This window comes from Mycobacterium sp. VKM Ac-1816D (genome assembly GCF_000416385.1).
GTDB classification, from domain to species: Bacteria; Actinomycetota; Actinomycetes; order Mycobacteriales; family Mycobacteriaceae; genus Mycobacterium; species Mycobacterium neoaurum_A.
Window position 1 is genome coordinate 110,220 of the sequence record NZ_AOHQ01000145.1, and the last position, 19,220, is coordinate 129,439.

At 67.1% G+C, this 19,220-nt stretch carries 15 protein-coding genes; 9 read left to right on the forward strand and 6 right to left on the reverse strand.

Features of this window, described 5'->3' with window-relative positions; genetic code table 11:
- Positions 1–8 precede the first annotated feature (8 nt).
- The gene (pknB, locus tag G154_RS24210; protein WP_019512146.1) at positions 9–1,850 is read right to left on the reverse strand and encodes a Stk1 family PASTA domain-containing Ser/Thr kinase; all 1,842 of its coding nucleotides are present in this window, start codon (positions 1,848–1,850) and stop codon (positions 9–11) included.
- Between the two features lie 231 nt (positions 1,851–2,081).
- On the opposite strand from pknB, the gene ssb reads away from it, so the two are divergent.
- The 5 genes from ssb to G154_RS24235 all read left to right on the forward strand — a co-directional run bounded on the left by ssb (position 2,082) and on the right by G154_RS24235 (position 10,467).
- Positions 2,082–2,540 (forward strand): single-stranded DNA-binding protein, encoded by a 459-nt coding sequence (gene ssb, locus G154_RS24215; protein ID WP_023986063.1) that lies wholly within the window; start codon positions 2,082–2,084, stop codon positions 2,538–2,540.
- A 77-nt stretch (positions 2,541–2,617) separates the two neighbouring features.
- Positions 2,618–4,291, forward strand: coding sequence for an energy-dependent translational throttle protein EttA (gene ettA / locus G154_RS24220; RefSeq protein WP_019512148.1), 1,674 nt, complete (start codon positions 2,618–2,620; stop codon positions 4,289–4,291).
- Between the two features lie 216 nt (positions 4,292–4,507).
- Positions 4,508–9,367: an NAD-glutamate dehydrogenase gene (locus G154_RS24225; RefSeq protein WP_019512149.1), complete on the forward strand. Its 4,860-nt coding sequence runs from the start codon at positions 4,508–4,510 to the stop codon at positions 9,365–9,367.
- Entirely contained in the window at positions 9,360–9,773 is a 414-nt protein-coding gene (locus G154_RS24230) for a thioesterase family protein (protein WP_019512150.1), read from the forward strand. The genes G154_RS24225 and G154_RS24230 overlap by 8 nt, the downstream gene beginning before the upstream one ends.
- 31 nt (positions 9,774–9,804) lie before the next feature.
- Positions 9,805–10,467 carry a hypothetical protein gene (locus tag G154_RS24235; protein ID WP_019512151.1) on the forward strand — a complete coding sequence of 221 codons (663 nt, stop codon included), beginning with the start codon at positions 9,805–9,807 and terminating at the stop codon, positions 10,465–10,467.
- Positions 10,468–10,512: 45 nt separating this feature from the next.
- Here G154_RS24235 and G154_RS24240 read toward each other — a convergent pair whose 3' ends face one another.
- Positions 10,513–12,042, reverse strand: coding sequence for a glycoside hydrolase family 13 protein (locus tag G154_RS24240; RefSeq protein WP_019512152.1), 1,530 nt, complete (start codon positions 12,040–12,042; stop codon positions 10,513–10,515).
- Positions 12,042–12,446 (reverse strand): globin, encoded by a 405-nt coding sequence (locus G154_RS24245; RefSeq protein WP_019512153.1) that lies wholly within the window; start codon positions 12,444–12,446, stop codon positions 12,042–12,044. Before G154_RS24245 ends, G154_RS24240 begins: the two co-directional genes overlap by 1 nt.
- A 153-nt stretch (positions 12,447–12,599) precedes the next feature.
- Between G154_RS24245 and G154_RS24250 the strand changes: the two genes are divergently transcribed.
- Genes G154_RS24250 through G154_RS24260 form a run of 3 tightly spaced genes read left to right on the forward strand, consistent with a single transcriptional unit; the run spans position 12,600 to position 13,969 of the window.
- Positions 12,600–13,244 (forward strand): HNH endonuclease, encoded by a 645-nt coding sequence (locus G154_RS24250; RefSeq protein WP_023986061.1) that lies wholly within the window; start codon positions 12,600–12,602, stop codon positions 13,242–13,244.
- 25 nt (positions 13,245–13,269) lie between these two features.
- On the forward strand, positions 13,270–13,500 hold the full coding sequence (locus tag G154_RS24255) for a hypothetical protein (protein WP_023986060.1): 231 nt from the start codon (positions 13,270–13,272) through the stop codon (positions 13,498–13,500).
- The gene (locus G154_RS24260; protein WP_019512156.1) at positions 13,487–13,969 is read left to right on the forward strand and encodes a DUF5130 domain-containing protein; all 483 of its coding nucleotides are present in this window, start codon (positions 13,487–13,489) and stop codon (positions 13,967–13,969) included. Before G154_RS24255 ends, G154_RS24260 begins: the two co-directional genes overlap by 14 nt.
- A gap of 53 nt (positions 13,970–14,022) precedes the next feature.
- On the opposite strand, the gene G154_RS24265 is transcribed toward G154_RS24260, so the two are convergent.
- A complete protein-coding gene (locus tag G154_RS24265; RefSeq protein WP_019512157.1) occupies positions 14,023–14,361 on the reverse strand; it encodes an HNH endonuclease in 339 nt (112 codons plus the stop codon).
- 84 nt (positions 14,362–14,445) lie between these two features.
- Entirely contained in the window at positions 14,446–17,007 is a 2,562-nt protein-coding gene (gene pepN / locus G154_RS24270) for an aminopeptidase N (protein WP_019512158.1), read from the reverse strand.
- A gap of 114 nt (positions 17,008–17,121) precedes the next feature.
- Between pepN and G154_RS24275 the strand changes: the two genes are divergently transcribed.
- Positions 17,122–17,730, forward strand: coding sequence for a DsbA family protein (locus G154_RS24275; protein ID WP_019512159.1), 609 nt, complete (start codon positions 17,122–17,124; stop codon positions 17,728–17,730).
- 42 nt (positions 17,731–17,772) lie between these two features.
- Here G154_RS24275 and mgtE read toward each other — a convergent pair whose 3' ends face one another.
- Positions 17,773–19,134, reverse strand: coding sequence for a magnesium transporter (mgtE, locus tag G154_RS24280; protein ID WP_019512160.1), 1,362 nt, complete (start codon positions 19,132–19,134; stop codon positions 17,773–17,775).
- Between the last annotated feature and the right edge of the window lie 86 nt (positions 19,135–19,220).

Genomic DNA, 19,220 nt, shown 5'->3' on the forward strand with positions numbered 1-19,220 from the left:
TGGCGGCGTCAGCTGCCGTAGCTCACCGTGATGGTCCCGTCGCGGTTCACCCCCGCGCGCGGTGCCGGGTCCTGGCGCACCACCCGGGCGCGCCGGTCGCCGCCGGCGTCCACATCGGGGCCCTTGAGCAGTCGGCCGGTGAACCCGAGCGCCTGCAGCTGCTGCAGGGCATCGCCGTAGAACAGCCCGGTCAGGTCCGGCATGGGGAACTGGTTCCCGCGGGAAACCTTGAGCGTGATCGGGGCGTCGGTGGCCACCGACGCCCCGGGCGCCGGATCGGTGCCCGCCACCTCACCGGCGGGCAGCACCCCGTCGGTGTCGGCCTGCAGGATCGTGGTGAAACCGGCGGTGTTCAGGTTCTTGGTGGCCTGCTCGACGGTCTGGCCGGTCACATCGGGCAGCTGCCGCGATGACGGTCCCGACCCGACCATGATGACGATCTCGTTGCTGGTCGCCGAATCCTGGCCGGCGGCGGGTTCGGTGCCGATGGCCCGGTCGAGCTGTTCGGCCGTGGAGGCCTGCGGTTGGCGGCGGACGCGATCGAACCCGGCGTCCCGCAGCGCCCGCACGGCATCCTCGTAGGACATCGACGCGACATCGGGCACCCGCCGCTGCTCCGGCCCGGTCGACACGTTGACCGTGATATCTCCGCCCTCGGAGATCGACGAACCCGCCGCCGGGTCGGTGGCGATCACCTGACCGGCCTGCACCGTGCCGTCGGGCATGGAGTCGACCGTGGGATTCAGGCCGCGGTCCTGCAGTTGGCTCACCGCCGCCGCACGGTCCAGGCCCGTGACATCGGGCACCTGGACCCGGTTCATCGCGCCGACAATGTAGACGCCACCGACCACCAGCGCCAGCACCGCCGCGAGCGCACCGCCGATGGCCCAGCGCCGAGACCTGCCGTGGGCCTGCTGCGCGGGCATCTGCAGGGTGAGTGGCCCGGCGGGCTCACCCGTATCGGGCAGATCGAGCTCGTCGGCCTGCGGCGTCGTGGCCACCGGACTTCCGCCGGCACTGACCCGGCGTAGGTCTGCCTGCAGATCGGCGGCGCTCTGGTAGCGCTTGCCCGGCTTTTTCGCCAGCGCCGTCAGAACCACCGCATCGAGCTCGGGGGAGATGCCGGGGTGACGCTTCGACGGCGCGACCGGGCGTTCCCGGACGTGCTGGTAGGCCACCGACAACGGGGTGTCGCCGGTGAACGGTGCCTGCCCGGTGAGCATCTCGTAGAGCACGCAGCCGAGCGAGTACACATCGGTGCGGGCGTCGACCTGCTGACCGCGCGCCTGCTCGGGGGAGAAGTAGGCCGCCGTGCCGACGACCGCCGAGGTGGCCGTCAGCCGATCACCGGTGGTGGCGTTCATGGAGCGGGCGATCCCGAAGTCCATCACCTTCACCGCGCCGTTCGGGGTGACCATGATGTTGGCCGGCTTGATATCGCGGTGCACGATGCCGCGGCTGTGGCTGAACTCCAACGCGGTGCAGACCCCGTCGATGATGGCCATCGCCTGGGCCGGGGGGAGCGTCCCGTGCTGCTGGATGAGCTGGCTGACGGTCATGCCTTCGACGTACTCCATGACCAGGAACGGCAACATGCCGGTCGCGGACTGCGCCTCGCCGGTGTCGTATACCGCGACGATCGACGGATGGTTCAGTGCCGCGGTGTGCCGAGCCTCACGCCGGAACCGTTGGGAGAAGTTCGGGTCGCGGGCCAGATCGGCCCGCAGGATCTTGATCGCCACGTCGCGATGCAGCCGGATATCGCGCGCCCGGTGCACCTCCGACATGCCCCCGAAGCCGAGCAGTTCGCCCAGCTCATAGCGGTCCGTCAGACGTTGCGGCATGGTCATTGCGCGCGTCCGATCACTGCGGTGCCCTCATCTGCCACACCGTCGATCATCGCGCAAAGCCCCGCGGCCGGTGGCTGGTGGGCGGTAACCGGGGAGTTATCCACAGTTGCGGATTCATCCACAGCACCACCCGCGGCGGGCGCGTACCGCGCTGCGATGTCGGTCGGCGACGGGTCAATGGGTGCACAGGCCGGTGCGAACCCGGCGCCGCGCACGACCGAAAGGCATGTCATGTTCGAGACCCCGTTTTCCATTGTCGGCACCGTCGCCACCAACCCCGTCGCCAGGCGCGTCGGTGACCAGGACTTCGTCCGCTTCCGCGTGGTCAGCAATTCGCGGCGCAAGATGCCCGATGGCAGTTGGGAGAGCGGCACCTCGCTGTTCGTCACCGTCAACTGCTGGGGCAAGGTCGCCGAGGGCATCACCAGCGTGCTCTACAAGGGGGATCCGGTGGTGGTGCTCGGGCACATCTACACCGATGAATACGAGGACAAGGACGGTAACCGCCGGTCCTCGGTCGAGGTCCGCGCCAACTCGGTGGGGCCGGATCTGAGCAGATGCCGCGTCAAGCTGGAACGCACCCGCTCGGTCGGGATCCGGGCATCGCAGGACGAAGCCGACACCGAGGACGCGGCCCCGGATGTGGTCCCTGGTGCGGCGGCCGAGCAGGGGCTGTCCCTGTCGGCGTAACCGGGAGTTCGGCCGGTGCCTAGGATGGGTTGCGAGTTTTACGCGATCTGCAGCCAGACGAAAGGCATGACGACGGCATGGCCGAATTCATCTACACGATGCGCAAGGTGCGCAAGGCGCACGGCGACAAGGTCATCCTTGACGACGTCTTCCTGAACTTCCTCCCGGGCGCCAAGATCGGCGTGGTCGGGCCCAATGGCGCGGGTAAGTCCAGCGTCCTCAAGATCATGGCCGGCATCGATCAGCCCAACAATGGCGACGCCTTCCTCCAGCCCGGGGCGACGGTCGGAATCCTGATGCAGGAGCCCGAGCTCGACGAGACCAAGACGGTCCGGGAGAACGTCGAGGCGGGCGTCGCCATCAAGGCCAAGCTCAACCGGTACAACGAGGTCGCCGAGCTGATGGCGACCGACTACACCGATGAGCTCATGGAGGAGATGGGCCAGCTGCAGGAAGAGCTGGACGCCGCCGACGCGTGGGATATCGACTCGCAGCTGGAGCAGGCCATGGATGCGCTGCGCTGCCCGCCGCCCGATGAGCCGGTCACCCACCTCTCCGGTGGGGAGAAGCGCCGCGTCGCACTGTGCAAGCTGCTGCTGAGCAAGCCCGACCTGCTGCTGCTCGACGAGCCGACCAACCACCTCGACGCCGAGAGCGTGCTGTGGCTGGAACAGCACCTCGCCGCCTACAAGGGCGCCATCTTGGCCGTCACCCACGATCGTTACTTCCTCGACAATGTCGCCGAGTGGATCCTGGAACTCGATCGCGGTCGCGCCTACCCCTACGAGGGCAACTACTCCACCTACCTGGAGAAGAAGGCCGAGCGCCTGGAGGTGCAGGGCAAGAAGGACCAGAAGCTGCAGAAGCGGTTGAAGGAAGAACTTGCCTGGGTGCGCTCCGGTGCCAAGGCCCGTCAGGCCAAGAACAAGGCCCGCCTCGACCGCTACGAGGAGATGGCTGCCGAGGCCGAGAAGACCCGCAAACTCGACTTCGAGGAGATCCAGATCCCGGCCCCGCCGCGACTGGGCAACACCGTGGTCGAGGTCAGTCACCTGGACAAGGGTTTTGATGGCCGCATCCTGATCAAGGACCTGTCCTTCACCTTGCCCCGCAACGGCATCGTCGGCGTCATCGGTCCGAACGGTGTCGGTAAGACGACGCTGTTCAAGACGATCGTCGGCCTCGAAGAGCCCGACAGCGGCACCGTGAAGGTCGGCGAGACGGTCAAGCTCAGCTATGTCGACCAGAGCCGAGCCGGCATCGATCCGAAGAAGAACGTCTGGCAGGTCGTCTCCGACGGTCTGGACTACATCGAGGTCGGCCAGAACGAGATTCCGTCGCGGGCGTATGTGTCGGCGTTCGGCTTCAAGGGACCGGACCAGCAGAAGCCCGCGGGCGTGCTCTCCGGTGGTGAGCGCAACCGGTTGAACCTCGCGCTCACCCTGAAAGAGGGCGGCAACCTGATCCTGCTCGACGAGCCCACCAACGACCTCGACGTCGAGACGCTGTCCTCGCTGGAGAACGCGTTGGAGAACTTCCCCGGCTGCGCCGTGGTCATCAGCCACGATCGCTGGTTCCTGGACCGGACCTGCACCCACATCCTCGCGTGGGAGGGCGATGACGACAACGAGGCGAAGTGGTACTGGTTCGAGGGCAACTTCGGCGCCTACGAGGAGAACAAGATCGCCCGTCTGGGCGCCGACGCGGCCCGCCCACACCGGGTCACGCACCGCAAGCTGACTCGCGACTGAAAACCTCGGTCACGAAGACTGAAAACAACGAAATGGTTGCCGGATGATGACATCCGGCGACCATTTCGTCGTTCAGGAGGGGGTGAACCGGCGGGACTGCGACCAAAGGCCGCACGAGGGCGATAGGGTCGCTCGAGTGGTTGCCGCGCCAGGCAACGCGTACGACCGAGAAGTCCCCGAGAAGTCCCGAGAAGTCTCAGTGAGGAGCCTTCGCCCATGACGGTGAACCCCGGAACGACCGCACAGGTGCATCTGGACGGAGATGCTCTGGCGCGGCTGTCCGATGCCTATGCCGAGACCCATCACGGCCCCTTCGGTGACGCACCGGCCGCGGATACCGCGATCACCGCGCCGATCGCCCGACCCACCACCACGGCGGTGCCCCCGGAGCTGATCACCGCCCACGCGACGCTCGGTCGCCGCCGCGCACCGGGGGAGACCCTGGTGGCGGTGTACGCCGCCGACGACCCAGCCGGTTTCGGTCCGGCCATCCAGATCGTGACCGACCACAGCGCGATGCTGATGGACTCGGTCACCGTCCTGCTGCATCGGCTCGGCGTGGCCTACGTCGGCGTGATGAACCCGGTGCTGCGGGTCAGCCGCAACGGTGACGGAGACCTGGTGGAGCTGGCCGCCGCGGGCGATCCCGATACGGCGGTCGACGGTACGCACGAGATGTGGGTGCACATCCGGCTGGCCGCCTCCGCCGATGCCGACGCCGTCGCGCGGGTGACCGAGCTACTGCCCTCGGTGCTGGCCGACGCGCGTGAGGTGGCCGCCGATTCCGCGGCGCTGAACGCGACGTTGATCGGGTTGGCCAATGCGCTGGACTCCGACCATGCCGGGCACTTCCTCGGCCCGGATCGCCGTGATGTGGCCGCGCTGCTGCATTGGCTCGGCGACGGCCACTTCGTCCTGCTCGGTTACCAGCGTTGCGCCGTGCAGCACGGTGCGGCCACCGTCGATCCGGCCAGCCGGCTCGGTGTGCTCAAGTTGCGCACCGATGTGCTGCCCCAGCTGACCGACGCCGAGGACCTGCTGGTGCTCGCCCAGGCGACCATGCCCAGTTTCGTCCGGTACGGCGCCTATCCCTATATCGTGGTGGTCCGCGAGAACCCGGCGGGGGCGTCGTCCAGCCAGGCCATCGAGCATCGGTTCGTCGGCCTGTTCACCATCGCCGCCATGAATGCCAATGTACTGGAGATCCCGCTGATCTCCCGGCGGGTCGATGAGGTGCTGGCGCAGTCACATTCGGATCCCAGCCATCCCGGCCAACTGATGCTCGACGTCATCCAGACCATCCCGCGCTCCGAGCTCTTCGCGCTGCACACTCCGGATCTGATGGAGATGGCGCGTGCCGTGGTCGATCTAGGGTCGCTGCGGCGCACCCTGTTGTTCCTACGCGCTGATCAGCTCGGCCATTTCGTCTCGGCACTGGTGTATCTGCCACGCGATCGCTACACCACCGCGGTGCGGCTGTCGATGCAGGACATCCTGGTGCGTGAACTCGGCGGCGCCAGCATCGATTATGCGGCACGGGTAAGCGAATCGCCTTGGGCGCTGGTGCACTTCACCGTCAAGATGCCCGACGGGGTGCAACGCTCCGATATCGACACCTCTGCTCAGAACGAGGATCGGATCCAGCAGCTGCTGACCGAGGCGGCGCGCACCTGGGCGGACCGGCTGATCGGTTCGGTCAAATCCGGTTCGCTGAGCCAGGGGTCGGCCGAGCATTACGCCAACGCCTTCCCCGAGGTGTACAAGCAGGCGTTCACACCCAAGGAAGCCATCGATGACATCGCGATCATCGAGGAACTGCAGGACAATTCGGTCAAGCTGGTGTTCCGCGACGGCGGACAGGACCGCGTCGACTGGCTGACCTGGTACCTGGGTGGGCGCTCGGCGTCACTGTCGGAGCTGCTGCCGATGCTGCAGTGCATGGGTGTGGTGGTGCTCGAGGAGCGACCCTTCATGGTCACCCGCCCCGACGGGTTGCCGGTGTGGATCTACCAGTTCCGGGTGTCCCCACACCAGTCCATCCCGTCGACTCCCGACTCCCAGATCGAGGATGTGGCGCGACGGTTCGCCGACACGGTCACCGCGATCTGGCACGGCCGCGCCGAGATCGACCACTTCAACGAACTGGTGCTGCGCGCCGGTCTGACCTGGCAACAGGTGACCATCCTGCGTGGCTACGCGAAATACCTTCGCCAGGCCGGTTTTCCGTACAGCCAGTCCTTTGTCGAGGGGGTTCTCAACGGCAATCCCAGCACCGCGCGGTCGCTGGTCGAACTGTTCGAGGCGCTGTTCACCCCGGAGGCCGATCTCGCCGAATCCGGCCGGACGCTGGACGCCCAGGCCGCCGCGGCCGCCGTCGCGGCCGATATCGACGCGCTGGTCAGCCTGGACACCGATCGGGTGCTGCGGGCCTTCGCCAGTCTGGTGCAGGCCACCCTGCGCACCAACTATTTCGTCGGATCGCCGGATTCGGCGCGGGCCCAGGATGTGTTGTCGTTCAAGCTGAACCCCGGCCTGATCGACGAATTGCCGTTGCCAAGGCCCAAATTCGAGATCTTCGTCTACTCGCCGCGCGTCGAGGGCGTGCACCTGCGGTTCGGCTTCGTCGCCCGTGGCGGGCTGCGCTGGTCGGACCGCCGTGAGGATTTCCGCACCGAGATCCTCGGTCTGGTCAAGGCGCAGGCGGTCAAGAACGCCGTCATCGTTCCGGTCGGCGCTAAGGGCGGGTTCGTGGTCAAGTCGCCGCCGGTGCCCACCGGTGACGCGGCCGTCGACCGGGATGCCACCCGCGCCGAGGGCGTGGCCTGCTACCGGTTGTTCATCTCGGGGCTGCTCGACCTGACCGACAACGTCGACAAGTCCACCGGTGAGGTGGTCACCCCCGCCGGGGTGGTACGCCGCGACGGCGACGACGCCTATCTGGTGGTCGCCGCGGACAAGGGCACCGCGACCTTCTCCGATATCGCCAACGATGTCGCGAAATCCTACGGTTTCTGGCTCGGTGACGCCTTCGCCTCCGGCGGTTCGGTCGGCTACGACCACAAGGCGATGGGGATCACCGCCAGAGGTGCCTGGGAATCGGTGAAGCGGCACTTCCGTGAGATCGGGGTGGACACCCAGTCCCAGGACTTCACCGTCGTCGGCGTCGGCGATATGAGCGGTGACGTGTTCGGCAACGGTATGTTGTTGTCCAAGCACATCCGGCTCGTCGCGGCCTTCGACCACCGGGACATCTTCCTCGACCCCGATCCCGATCCGGCGGCCTCGTGGGCCGAACGCGAGCGGATGTTCGCGCTGCCGCGGTCCAGCTGGGCCGACTACGACACCCGCCTGATCAGCGAGGGCGGCGGGGTGTTCAGCCGCGCACAGAAGTCGATCCCGATCAGTGCGCAGGTGCGGGAGGTACTCGGCCTGCCCGACGGCGTGCAGGAGATGACCCCGCCCGCCCTGATGAAGGCCATCCTGCTCGCGCCGGTGGACCTGTTCTGGAACGGCGGCATCGGCACCTATATCAAGGCCGAATCCGAATCCGACGCCGATGTGGGCGACCGCGCCAACGACGCGGTGCGCGTCAACGGAAACCAGTTGCGCGTCAAGGTCGTCGGGGAAGGCGGCAACCTCGGGGTGACACAGCGCGGTCGTATCGAATTCGATCTGGCCGGCGGCCGGATCAACACCGACGCGCTGGACAACTCGGCCGGGGTGGACTGCTCCGATCACGAGGTCAACATCAAGATCCTGGTCGACTCCCTGGTCACCACCGGCAAGGTCAGTGCCGACGAGCGCACCGAGCTGCTGATGTCGATGACCGACGAGGTCGGCCGGCTCGTGCTGGCCGACAATATCGACCAGAACGACCTGATGGGCACCAGCCGGGCGAACGCGGCCAGCCTGCTGGCCGTGCACGCCCGTCAGATCCGTGAGTTCGTCACCGAGCGCGGGCTCAACCGCGAGCTGGAGGCGCTGCCCTCGGAGAAGGAGATCCTGCGCCGCCGCGAGATCGGCATCGGGCTGACCTCACCGGAGTTGGCCACCCTGATGGCGCACGTCAAACTGACGCTCAAGGACGAGGTGCTGCGCACCGATCTGCCTGATCAGGAGGTGTTCGCGGCGCGGATACCGCAATACTTCCCGGTCGAGTTGCGGGACCGGTTCGTCGGTGAGATCCGCTCGCATCAGCTGCGCCGGGAGATCGTGACCACCATGCTGGTCAACGATCTGGTGGACACCAGCGGCATCACCTACGCCTACCGGATGACCGAGGACACCGGCGTCGGACCGGTCGACGCCGTGCGCGCCTACGCCGCCACCGATGCCATCTTCAAGGTCGGCGAGGTGTGGCGGGATATCAAGGAGGCCGGGATCGGTGGACTGCCTACCGCCGTCACCGACCGGATGACCCTTGATCTGCGCAGGCTCATCGACCGGGCGGGACGCTGGCTGGTCAACTACCGCCCGCAGCCGCTGGCCGTCGGTGCGGAGATCAACCGCTTCGCCGAGCAGGTGGCCACGCTGACCCCGCTGATGCCGCAATGGCTGCGCGGTGACGACAAGGCCATCGTGGCAAAGGAATCCGGTGAGTTCGAGGCCCAAGGGGTGTCCAAGGAACTGGCCTACACGGTGGCCAACGGCCTGTACCGGTACAGCCTGCTCGACGTCATCGACATCGCCGATATCGCCGACCGGGACGCCGTGGAGGTGGCCGACACCTATTTCGCGTTGATGGATCACCTGGGTATCGACGGTCTGCTGACCGCGATCTCGGGCCTGGAACGCGATGATCGCTGGCATTCGTTGGCGAGATTGGCCATCCGCGACGATATCTACGGTTCGTTGCGGGCGCTGTGCTTCGATGTGCTGGCGGTCGGCGAGCCGGACGAGACCGGTGAGCAGAAGATCGAGGAGTGGGAGTTCACCAACAGCTCCCGGGTCGACCGCGCACAGCGCACGCTCGACGAGATCCAGTCCGAGGGGCAGCGCGACCTCGCCACGCTGTCGGTGGCGGCCCGCCAAATTCGTAGCATGACAAGGACTTCGGGAACGGGGACAAGTGGCTGAACGTTTTGTCACGCCGGTGGCTGTGCGATGGTCGGATATCGACATGTACCAGCACGTCAATCACGCCACCATGGTCACGCTGCTGGAAGAGGCGCGGGTGCCCTTCCTGCACGAGCCCTTCGTCAACGACATCGACACCATCGGCCTGCTGATCGCCGAGGTCAACGTCAAGTACAAGGGCCAGGTCCGGCTGATGGATTCGCCGCTGCAGGTGACCATCTGGGTGAACCGGCTGCGCACGGTCGACTTCACCCTGGGCTATGAGGTGCGCTCCGCTGGTGCCGATCCGGACTCCAAACCGGCCGTCATCGCCGAGACCCAGCTGGTGGCGTTCAACATCGCCCAACAGAAGTTGGTGCGGTTGCTGCCGCACCACCGTGAGTACCTGGAGCGGTTCCGGCGATGAGCGCTTGCGCGAAGAGCAGACAGCACACCAGATGAGCTCACCCGAGCGCGGCCTCTGGCTCGACAACGGTTCTCACCGCGACGATCTCGCGACCTTCGTCGACCGCTCGCTGCGCCTCGACGACGCGGCGGTGATCCGGTTCCGGGAACGCACCGGCACCGGCAAGGTGGTGGCCTGGGTGTCGACCGGCTTCGACGTGCTGGCCTGCCGGGTGGTCGACGGCCGGGTCCGCCCGACCGATCTGTCTGCCGGTGCCGACACGCTGTCACGGACGTTGCCCGCCATGGACGCAACGGGTTTCGTCGAACCGGGCTACGCAATGGATTCGGCGTGGCGCGGTGTGCTGCCGCCGGACACCGGTTTCGCCCACTATGACGATGTGCCCGCCTGGGCGATCCTCGACCTCGCCGAACGGGGGACGGCGTTGGCCAAGGAACACAGCAGCGCGCACGGCCCGCCCGCGTCGTTGTTGGACCAGGAGGTGCTGGCCGTCAGCGAGGGGGAGTCCAGTGTCGGCATCCCGATGCGCTGTGTGTTCGCGCTGACGGCGATGGGTTTCCTTCCGCCAAATGCCGATGTGCTGGCCTCCGATGAGATCGTGCGGGTGCGTGCCCACCCGGCCTGGCTGCGCATCGATGCCCGGTTCGGCAGCGTCTATCGGCGTCTCGGCGACCCGGCGCTGGTGCTGCGCTGATTTCGGCGCGCCGACGCTCGCTCACCGATCGCGAGCGCGCCGAAATCACACCACCCAGGCGGCGGTGTCCGGTGGCAGGGCGCCGTCGGCGAGGGGTCCGCTGGCCAGCAGCACCTCGCCGGCCGGCAGCGGCAACGGCGCGTCGCCGGTGTTGACCACGCACATCAGTCCGCCGGTGCGCCGAAATGTCTGAGGCCCAATCCATTCGACACCATCACCGGAGAACTCCGTTCGGGCGGAGCGCAACTCGATCGCGCGTCGGTAGAGCTCCAACGTCGACGACGGGTCACCGGACTGCGCCTGCACGGTCAGCGATTCCCAGCCGGCGGGCATCGGCAACCAGGTGTCCGCAGTCGCGGCGAACCCGTAAGGCGGGTGCGAGCCGCTCCACGGTATCGGCACGCGGCAGCCGTCGCGCCCCCGCTCGCTGCGGCCCGAACGCTCCCAGACCGGATCCTGGAGCACCTCGTCGGGCAGGTCGACATTCGGCAGGCCCAGTTCGGCGCCGTTGTAGACGAACACCGAACCCGGCAACGCCAGCGTCACCAGCGCCATCGCCCGCGCCCTCGCCAGGCCGACGGCACCGTCGCCGTAGCGCGAGACCTCTCGTACCACATCGTGATTCGACAAGGTCCAGGTCGGTGGCGCGCCGGCCAGTGCGGCCGCGGCGAGTGAGTTGTCGATGGCCGTCCGCACCGCGTCGGCGGCGAAATCGGCCTGCACCAGTTGGAAGTTGAAGCCCAGGTGCAGTTCGTCGGGCCGCAGGTACTTGGCGAACTGCTCGTTGCCGTGCACCCAGATCTCGCCGACGGTGACCGCATCCGGATAGTCGTCGAGCACCCGGCGGATGAACCGGTGGATATCGTGCACCGCGTCATCGTCGAACCGCGGATCGTCGGCCTTGTTGCGCAGCAAGCGATTCTCGGTCAGGTCCATGTCCGGCAGGTCGGCCGGTTTGGCCATCCCGTGCGCCACATCGATGCGGAACCCGTCGACGCCGCGGTCCAGCCAGAACCGCAGTGTCGCCTCGATATCGGCGAACACCTCGGGGTGCTCCCAGTTCAGATCCGGCTGGGCCGAGTCGAACAGATGCAGGTACCACTGCCCGTCGGGCACCCGGGTCCAGGCCGGACCGCCGAAGATCGACACCCAGTTGTTGGGCGGTGACGCACCGTCGGCTCCGGTGCCGTCGCGGAAGATGAACCGGTCGCGCCGGGACGGATCGGCCAGCGCCTCGACGAACCACGGATGTGCCGAGCTGACGTGGTTGGGCACCAGATCCATGGTCACCCGGATACCGCGGTCATGGGCCGCCGCCACCAACCCGTCCAGTGCGGCCAGGTCACCGAAGAGCGGGTCGATATCGCGCGGGTCGGACACGTCGTATCCGTGGTCGGCCATCGGCGAGACCATCACCGGGTTGAGCCACAGCGCCTGTACGCCGAGCGCGGCCAGGTAGTCCATCCGGGCGGTGATGCCGTCGAGGTCGCCGACCCCGTCGCCGTTGCTGTCGGCGAACGACCGTGGGTAGATCTGATAGAACACCGCCCGCGACCACCATGTCGGGTGGTGCATCAGAATGCCGAGTTCACCATCGAGTCGGCGGCCATCTGGAAGTAGTCCAGCAGCGCCTTGCGGTGCCGGTCGTCCAGTGTCTGTGAGTCGATCGAGGCGACCGCGGTGTGCATACAGCGCAGCCAGGCGTCGCGCTCCAGGAATCCGATCCGGAACGGTGCGTGGCGCATCCGTAGCCGAGGATGCCCGCGTCGATCGGAGTAGGTCCGCGGCCCACCCCAGTACTGCTCGAGGAACAGCCGTAGCCGTTCCTCGGCGCCGTCGATATCGTCCTCGGGATAGAGGGGGAGCAGGATCTCGTCCTCGCGCACCAGTTCGTAGAACTTGGCCACGATCGCGGTGAACGTCTCGTGGCCACCGACGTCGTCGTAGAACGAATGCTGCGGCTGGGTCACCGCACCCATTGTTCCCGATCCGGTTCGCGCAGGCTGCGCAGCCCGCCGCTTGGTGCGCCCAACAGGCTGGTCACCGGAAGTTCACCCGACTGACCAGCGAACACCGGTGAAATTGCCGTGCGAGCGATGACAAATCGTGGTGGACTGTCCTGCGGAGGACGAATGTCGCAGCGCACGAAAAGCCCTGCTCGACGAGCGGGCTACCAGAGCTCCACGGCCGTGGTCGGTTCTACCGGCGCGCGCTCCCTGCAGGTTGCCGATATCGCAACGGCCGTCCATCACGGTTCGGTGTGGGGTCGACGTCGGGTCCTACTGCTCAACTCCACCTATGAGCCGCTGACCGCGCTGCCGATGCGGCGTGCGGTCATCATGCTCATGTGCGGTAAGGCCGATGTCGTGCACGACGACCCCAGCGGGCCCGTCATCCACTCCGCCACCCGCACCATCGTGGTGCCCTCGGTGATCCGGTTGCGGACCTTCGTCCGCGTGCCCTACCGGGCACGTATCCCCATGACCAGGGCGGCGTTGATGCATCGGGACAGGTTCCGGTGCGCCTATTGCGGCGGTAAGGCCGACACCGTCGACCACGTCATTCCGCGCAGCCGAGGTGGCGAGCATTCCTGGGAGAATTGCGTCGCGGCGTGCTCGGCCTGCAACCACCGCAAGGCCGATCGGTTGCTCTCCGAGCTGGGCTGGTCGCTGCGTGCCGCACCGATGCCGCCGAAGGGACAGCACTGGCGGCTGTTGTCCTCGGTGAAGGAACTCGATCCGGCCTGGATGAGATATCTGGGTGAAGGCGCGGCGTGACCGAGGCTTGCGCTAGGTTTGGCATGTGAGCACAGCACTTACCCATTCCCTGTTGGGTGGGGTCCCGCTGGTCTTGTTTCTGGTGTTGGCCGCGTTGGCCTACCGCCACAAGGGACCGCACCCGAAGTCATACAAACTCGGCGACGAGTGGACCCACGATCCGATCCTGTGGGCCGCAGACGAGCCTGCCGACCATGGCCATGGCGGCCACGGCGATCACGTGACGGTGGGAGGTGGCGCAAGTGGCAAGTGGTAGCCATACCAACGAGATCGCCAGGACGACGACCGATGTCGACCTGCCCTACGGTTACGCGCTGACCAGTAGCGGGCGCATCTCCGGTGTCACCGAGCCCGGCGAACTCTCGGTGCACTACCCGTTCTCGGTGAAGGACCTGGTCGCCCTTGACAACGCACTGAAGTACGGATCGCGTTACGCCAAGGCACGGTTCGCGGTGTTCATCGGTGACCTCGGTGCCGATACCGCGGCCACCGCCCGCGAGATCCTGGCCAAGGTGCCGACCGCCGACAACGCGGTGCTGCTGGCCGTCTCGCCGAACCAGAAGGCGATCGAGGTCGTCTATGGCTCCGAGGTCAAGGGCCGTGGCGCCGAGACCGCCGCACCGCTGGGGATCTCCGCGGCGCTCGGATCGCTGCGCGACGGCAACCTCATCGACGCGCTCGTCAGCGCCGTCAACGTCATGTCTGCGGCGATCTCGCCGGCCTGACCACGCTGTTCGATCGGCCCCGGTGCCTACTGGTACCGGGGCCGATTGCTGTCTCAGACCAGCTGTGCGCGGATGGCGACGTAGCGCTCCAGGAACAGCCGCTCGTCGAGCCGCTTGCGCCGCATCCAGCCGGTGACCTCGTCATTGCACTTGCTGGCATTGCATGCGCCGCAGGCGGGCACCACGTTCTCGATCGTGTAGCGCCCGCCGCGCGAGATCGCCATGACGCAATCACGCTGCAGCGGTCGACCCGTCACCCCGCAGTAGGCGCAGCCGCCCCAGGCGTCCTGGATGGCCGTCCACTGCGCCGCGGTGAGGTCGTTGACGACCGCCTTGACGCGGCGGGTGCGCCGACGGGCGGCGCGGGCTCTGCGCGAGTTGCTGACGGCCACCGGGAAATCATGCGCGGTGAGCGTGCGATAACCCGGGTGGGCGAGCGGCGTGTCGGGGAGCAGACACGCGCGCTCGCCGGGGGGTCAGGACGCGTCGAAGGCGCGTGCCTTGAGCGCGCGCTCCACGCCGGCCCGACCCTCGAGTACCAGCCTGCGCAGCGCGGGCGGCACATCGTGGCCGGACAGGAACGCGTCCGCGGCACCCAGCCCGCCGGTGCTGATATCCCAGGACGGGTACAGCCCGATCACCACGGTCTGGGCGACCTCGCTGGACCGCCGCTCCCACACCCCGGGGATCGAGGCGAAGTACAGGTCGCGGAACCGCGTCAACAGCTCGGCCTGACCGGGTTGCACGAAGCCACCGACGATGGCGCGGGTGGTGATGTTGGCCAGCGTGTCGTCCTCGATCACCCGCTGCCAGGCGGCGTTCTTCACCGACACCTGCGGGCGGGCCGCGGCGGCGGCCGCCGCATTGCGCTTGCCCGCCGCGGTCGGGTCGTTCTCGGCCTCGGCATCGATGAACGGTGTCTCGGCGCCCTCGGCGTCGATCACCCCGGCCCGCGCCAGCGCGGTCACGATGCGCCAGCGCAGATCGGTGTCGATCACCAGACCGGCCAGGTTCACCGCCGCCGGCTCGTTGTCGAGCAGGGTGGACAGCACGGCCACGTGATTGGGGGCCAGCACCGAGGTGGTCAGCGCGTTGACGAACGCCAGCTGATGATCCGAACCGGGTGCCGACTCACGGGCCAGGTCCAGCAGGGCGTCGGCGAATGCGGGCCAGCCATTCTCCTTGGCCCACGTCGGATCGGCATAGGAACCCAACGCGGTCTGCGCCTGCATCAGCAGACGCTGCGCCACGCCGACCTCGGTCTCGGCGTGCACACCGGCGATCACCAGCGTCACGAAGTCGCGGGCCTTCAGCTCGGCCTCGCGGGTCATCTCCCAGGCCGCCGACCAGGCCAGCGTGCGGGGCAGCGGCTCGGCGATATCGGCGATGCGGGTCAGCAGCGTCTGCAGCGATGCCGGGTCCAGCCGCAGCGAGCAATAGGTCAGGTCATCGTCGTTGACAAGGATGAACTTGCCGCGCCCGACACCGACCAACCCGGGGACGTCGGTGGCCGGCCCTTCCACGTCGAGCTCCTCGCGGTGCACGCGCACGAGCTTGCCCGCGTCATCCTCGTCGTAGATGCCGACGGCCAGCCGGTGTACCCGGGTTTCACCGGCACCGGGTGCGGCACCGGACTGGTGCACCGCGAACCGGGTGAACGCACCGTCGTCGTCGACGTCGAAGCTGGCGCGCAGGGTGTTCAGACCGGTGGTCTTGAGCCACTGGCGGCCCCAGCCGCTCAAGTCGCGGCCCGACGACTTCTCAAGGGCGCCAAGCAGATCACCGAAGGTGGCATTGCCGAACTTGTGGTCGCGGAAGTAGTCGCGCAGCCCGGCGAGAAATGCCTCCAGGCCTACATATGCCACCAGTTGCTTGAGCACGCTGGCGCCCTTGGCGTAGGTGATGCCGTCGAAGTTGACCTCGACCGCGTGCAGGTCCGGGATGTCGGCGGCCACCGGGTGGGTGGAGGGCAGCTGGTCCTGTCGGTAGGCCCAGGATTTCTCGACGTTGGCGAACGTCGTCCAGGCCTGGGTGTACTCGGTGGCCTCGGCCTGGCACAGCACCGAGGCGAAGGTGGCGAATGATTCGTTGAGCCACAGGTCATCCCACCACGCCATGGTGACCAGATCGCCGAACCACATGTGCGCCATCTCGTGCAGCACGGTCTCGGCGCGGCGCTCGTAGCTGTACCGGGTGACCTTGGACCGGAAGACATAATCCTCCAGGAAGGTCACCGCGCCGGCGTTCTCCATGGCACCCGCGTTGAATTCCGGGACGAACAGCTGGTCGTACTTGCCGAACGCGTAGGGCTCACCGAAATTGCGGTGGTAGAACCCGAATCCCTGCTTGGTCTCGGTGAACAACCGCTCGGCGTCCATGAATTCGGCCAGTGAGGCACGGCAGAAGATGCCCAGCGGGATATCGCCGTGGTCGTCGGTGTAGACGTCGTCCCAGCGGGCGTACGGCCCGGCGATGAGCGCCACCAGATAGGTGCTCATCCGCGGGGTGGTGACAAAGGTGTGCACACCGTTGTCCACTGAGTCGGTGGCGCCGTTGGAGATCACCTGCCAGTGCTCCGGGGCCTTGACCGTCACGTCGAAGGTGGCCTTCAGGTCGGGTTGGTCGAAGCAGGCGAACATCCGCTTGGCATCGGCGGTCTCGAACTGCGAGTACAGGTACACCTCGTTGTCGACGGGGTCGACGAACCGGTGCAGCCCCTCTCCGGTGTTGGAGTACAGGCAGTCGGCGTCGATCACGAGTTCGTTGTGCTCGGCCAGCCCGGTCAGCGCGATACCGCGTGCTTCGTCATACCCGGATACGTCGATGGCGTGGCCGTTGAGGGTCGCGCTGCGCACGGTGGCCGCGGCCAGGTCGATGTAAGTGTCCGAGCCGGCCAGCGCGGAGAACGTCACGGTGGTCTTCGACCCGAAGGTCCTCTCACCGGATGAGGTGAGATCCAGATCGATGCGGTAGTTGTCCACGGTCACCAGGGCGGCGCGCTCGGCGGCCTGGTCGCGAGTCAGATTGGGGAGAGCCACAGGACCTAACTTAGTACGTCGACCGACCTGGTCCCCTGGCGGGAACATATGCCGGACGGCAATAGTTGTGCGGTCCAGAAGAGGACTCTGTCGCAATCGAGAGGATCGATCTGTATGGCCCAGAAAGATGTCGCCGGATTCTGGTTCGACCCACTGTGCCCGTGGTGCTGGATCACGTCCCGCTGGATTCTCGAGGTGCAGAAGGTCCGCGATATCGAGGTCAACTTCCACGTGATGAGCCTTGCGGTGCTCAACGAGGGCCGCGACCTGCCCGAGAACTACCAGGAGATGATGAAGAAAGCCTGGGGTCCGGTGCGGGTGGCGATCGCCGCCGAACAGGCCCACGGCCCGGAGGTGCTGTCCCCGCTCTACACCGCGATGGGCACGCTGATCCACAACGAGGGCAACAAGGACTTCGACGACGTGATCGCCAAGTCGTTGGCGCAGGCCGGGTTGCCCGCCGAACTCGCCGAGGCAGCCACCACCGACTCCTACGACGAGGCGCTGCGCAAGAGTCACCACGCGGGCATGGACGCGGTCGGTGACGATGTCGGCACGCCGACCATCCACGTCAACGGCGTCGCGTTCTTCGGTCCGGTGCTCTCCCGGATCCCGCGCGGGGAGGAGGCCGGGAAGCTGTGGGACGCCTCGGTGATCTTCGCGTCCTATCCGCACTTCTTCGAACTCAAGCGCACTCGGCACGAGTCGCCGGAGTTCGACTGACCGCGCCGGCGGGCAGGAGCGAAGCGACTCGGGGGATGAACCCTAGAGCCCCTGCAGCTGTGACAGCGTGGCGTGGGCGATCATGAAGTAGATGATCAGCCCGGTGCCGTCGACGATGGTCGCGATCATCGGTGCCGACACCACGGCCGGATCGACCCGGCACTTCTTGAGCACCGGCGGCAGTATCGAGGCCACGAACGACGACCACAGCACGATCGCGGCCACGGTCAGGCAGACCGTCAGCGTGATCTCCGGCCCGACACCGAGCATCCAGGCCCGGATGAGCGCCGCCAGCGCCATGGTCAGCGCGATCATCATGCCGGTGGACATCTCCTTGGCCAGGATCGCCGGCACGTCACGCAGCCGCACCTGACCGGTGGCCATCGCCCGCACCAGGGTCGTGGTGATCTGCGTTCCGGTGTTACCGCCGGTGCCGATCAACAGCGGGATGAAGAAGGCCAGTGCGACGACGGCCTCCATCTCCTCCTCGAAATGGCGCAGCACCGTGCCGGTATAGGCCTCGGCGATGAACAACAGCAGCAGCCAGCCGATCCGCTTGCGCCACAGCAGCCATGGTGAGGCCCGCAGGTAGGGCACCTCCAGTGGTTCCGAGCCGCCCTGGCGTTCGGCGTCCTCGGTGGCCTCCTCGGCGGTGATGTCGTTGGCGGTGTTCTCGGTGAGGATGCCCAGCAGTCGGTTGTCGGCATCGACCACCGGCACCGCGACCAGGTTGTAGTCCACCAAGGCCTGGGCGGCCTCCTCTGCATCGGTCAGCGGCGACACCGACAGCACATCGCTGTTGGTCAGCGCCGCGACGGTGTCCTGCGCATCGCAGAGCACGAGATCACGGAACGCGACGACGCCGAGCAGCCGGTTGTCGTCGTCGGTGACGTACACATAGGCACCGGTGCGCGAGTCGCTGCGCAGCGTCGCGGCATCACCGCGAATCGACGCGACGGCCTCGCCGACCGTCATGTCGGGGCGGACGGTCAGCGCCTCGGGCACCATGTGCGCGGCCACCGAATCGGGCGGCCAGCTCAGCAGACCGCGCAGCACGTCGGCACGAATCTGGGGCAGCACCGACAGGACCTGCTCGCGTGGTGTGTCCTTCATATCGCGCAGCACATCGGCGGCATGGTCGAGGTCGAGCGCGTCCACCAGGGAGGCGGCATCAGGGGCGGCCATCGCGGCCAGCACATAGGCCGTCAACTCGTCGTCGATCGACTCGAACAGCTCGGTGGCGCCGTCGGAGTCGAGCAGCGGGCCGAGGGCCCGTAGGTCGTCGGCGCTGCACTTGGCGAGCTGATGGGAGCGTTCGGCCGGATCCTTGAACGATCTGAGCCAGGCGGCCACATCCCGTTTCGCGATCGCCGAGCGTAGTGCGGTCGCGGTGGTGCTGCCCATGCCAGTCTCCATCTCTGCCGATTGCGAAGGTCAATCTAGCGCGCTCGTGTTTTCACCAGAACACCTGTCCAACAGCGCATTAGCTG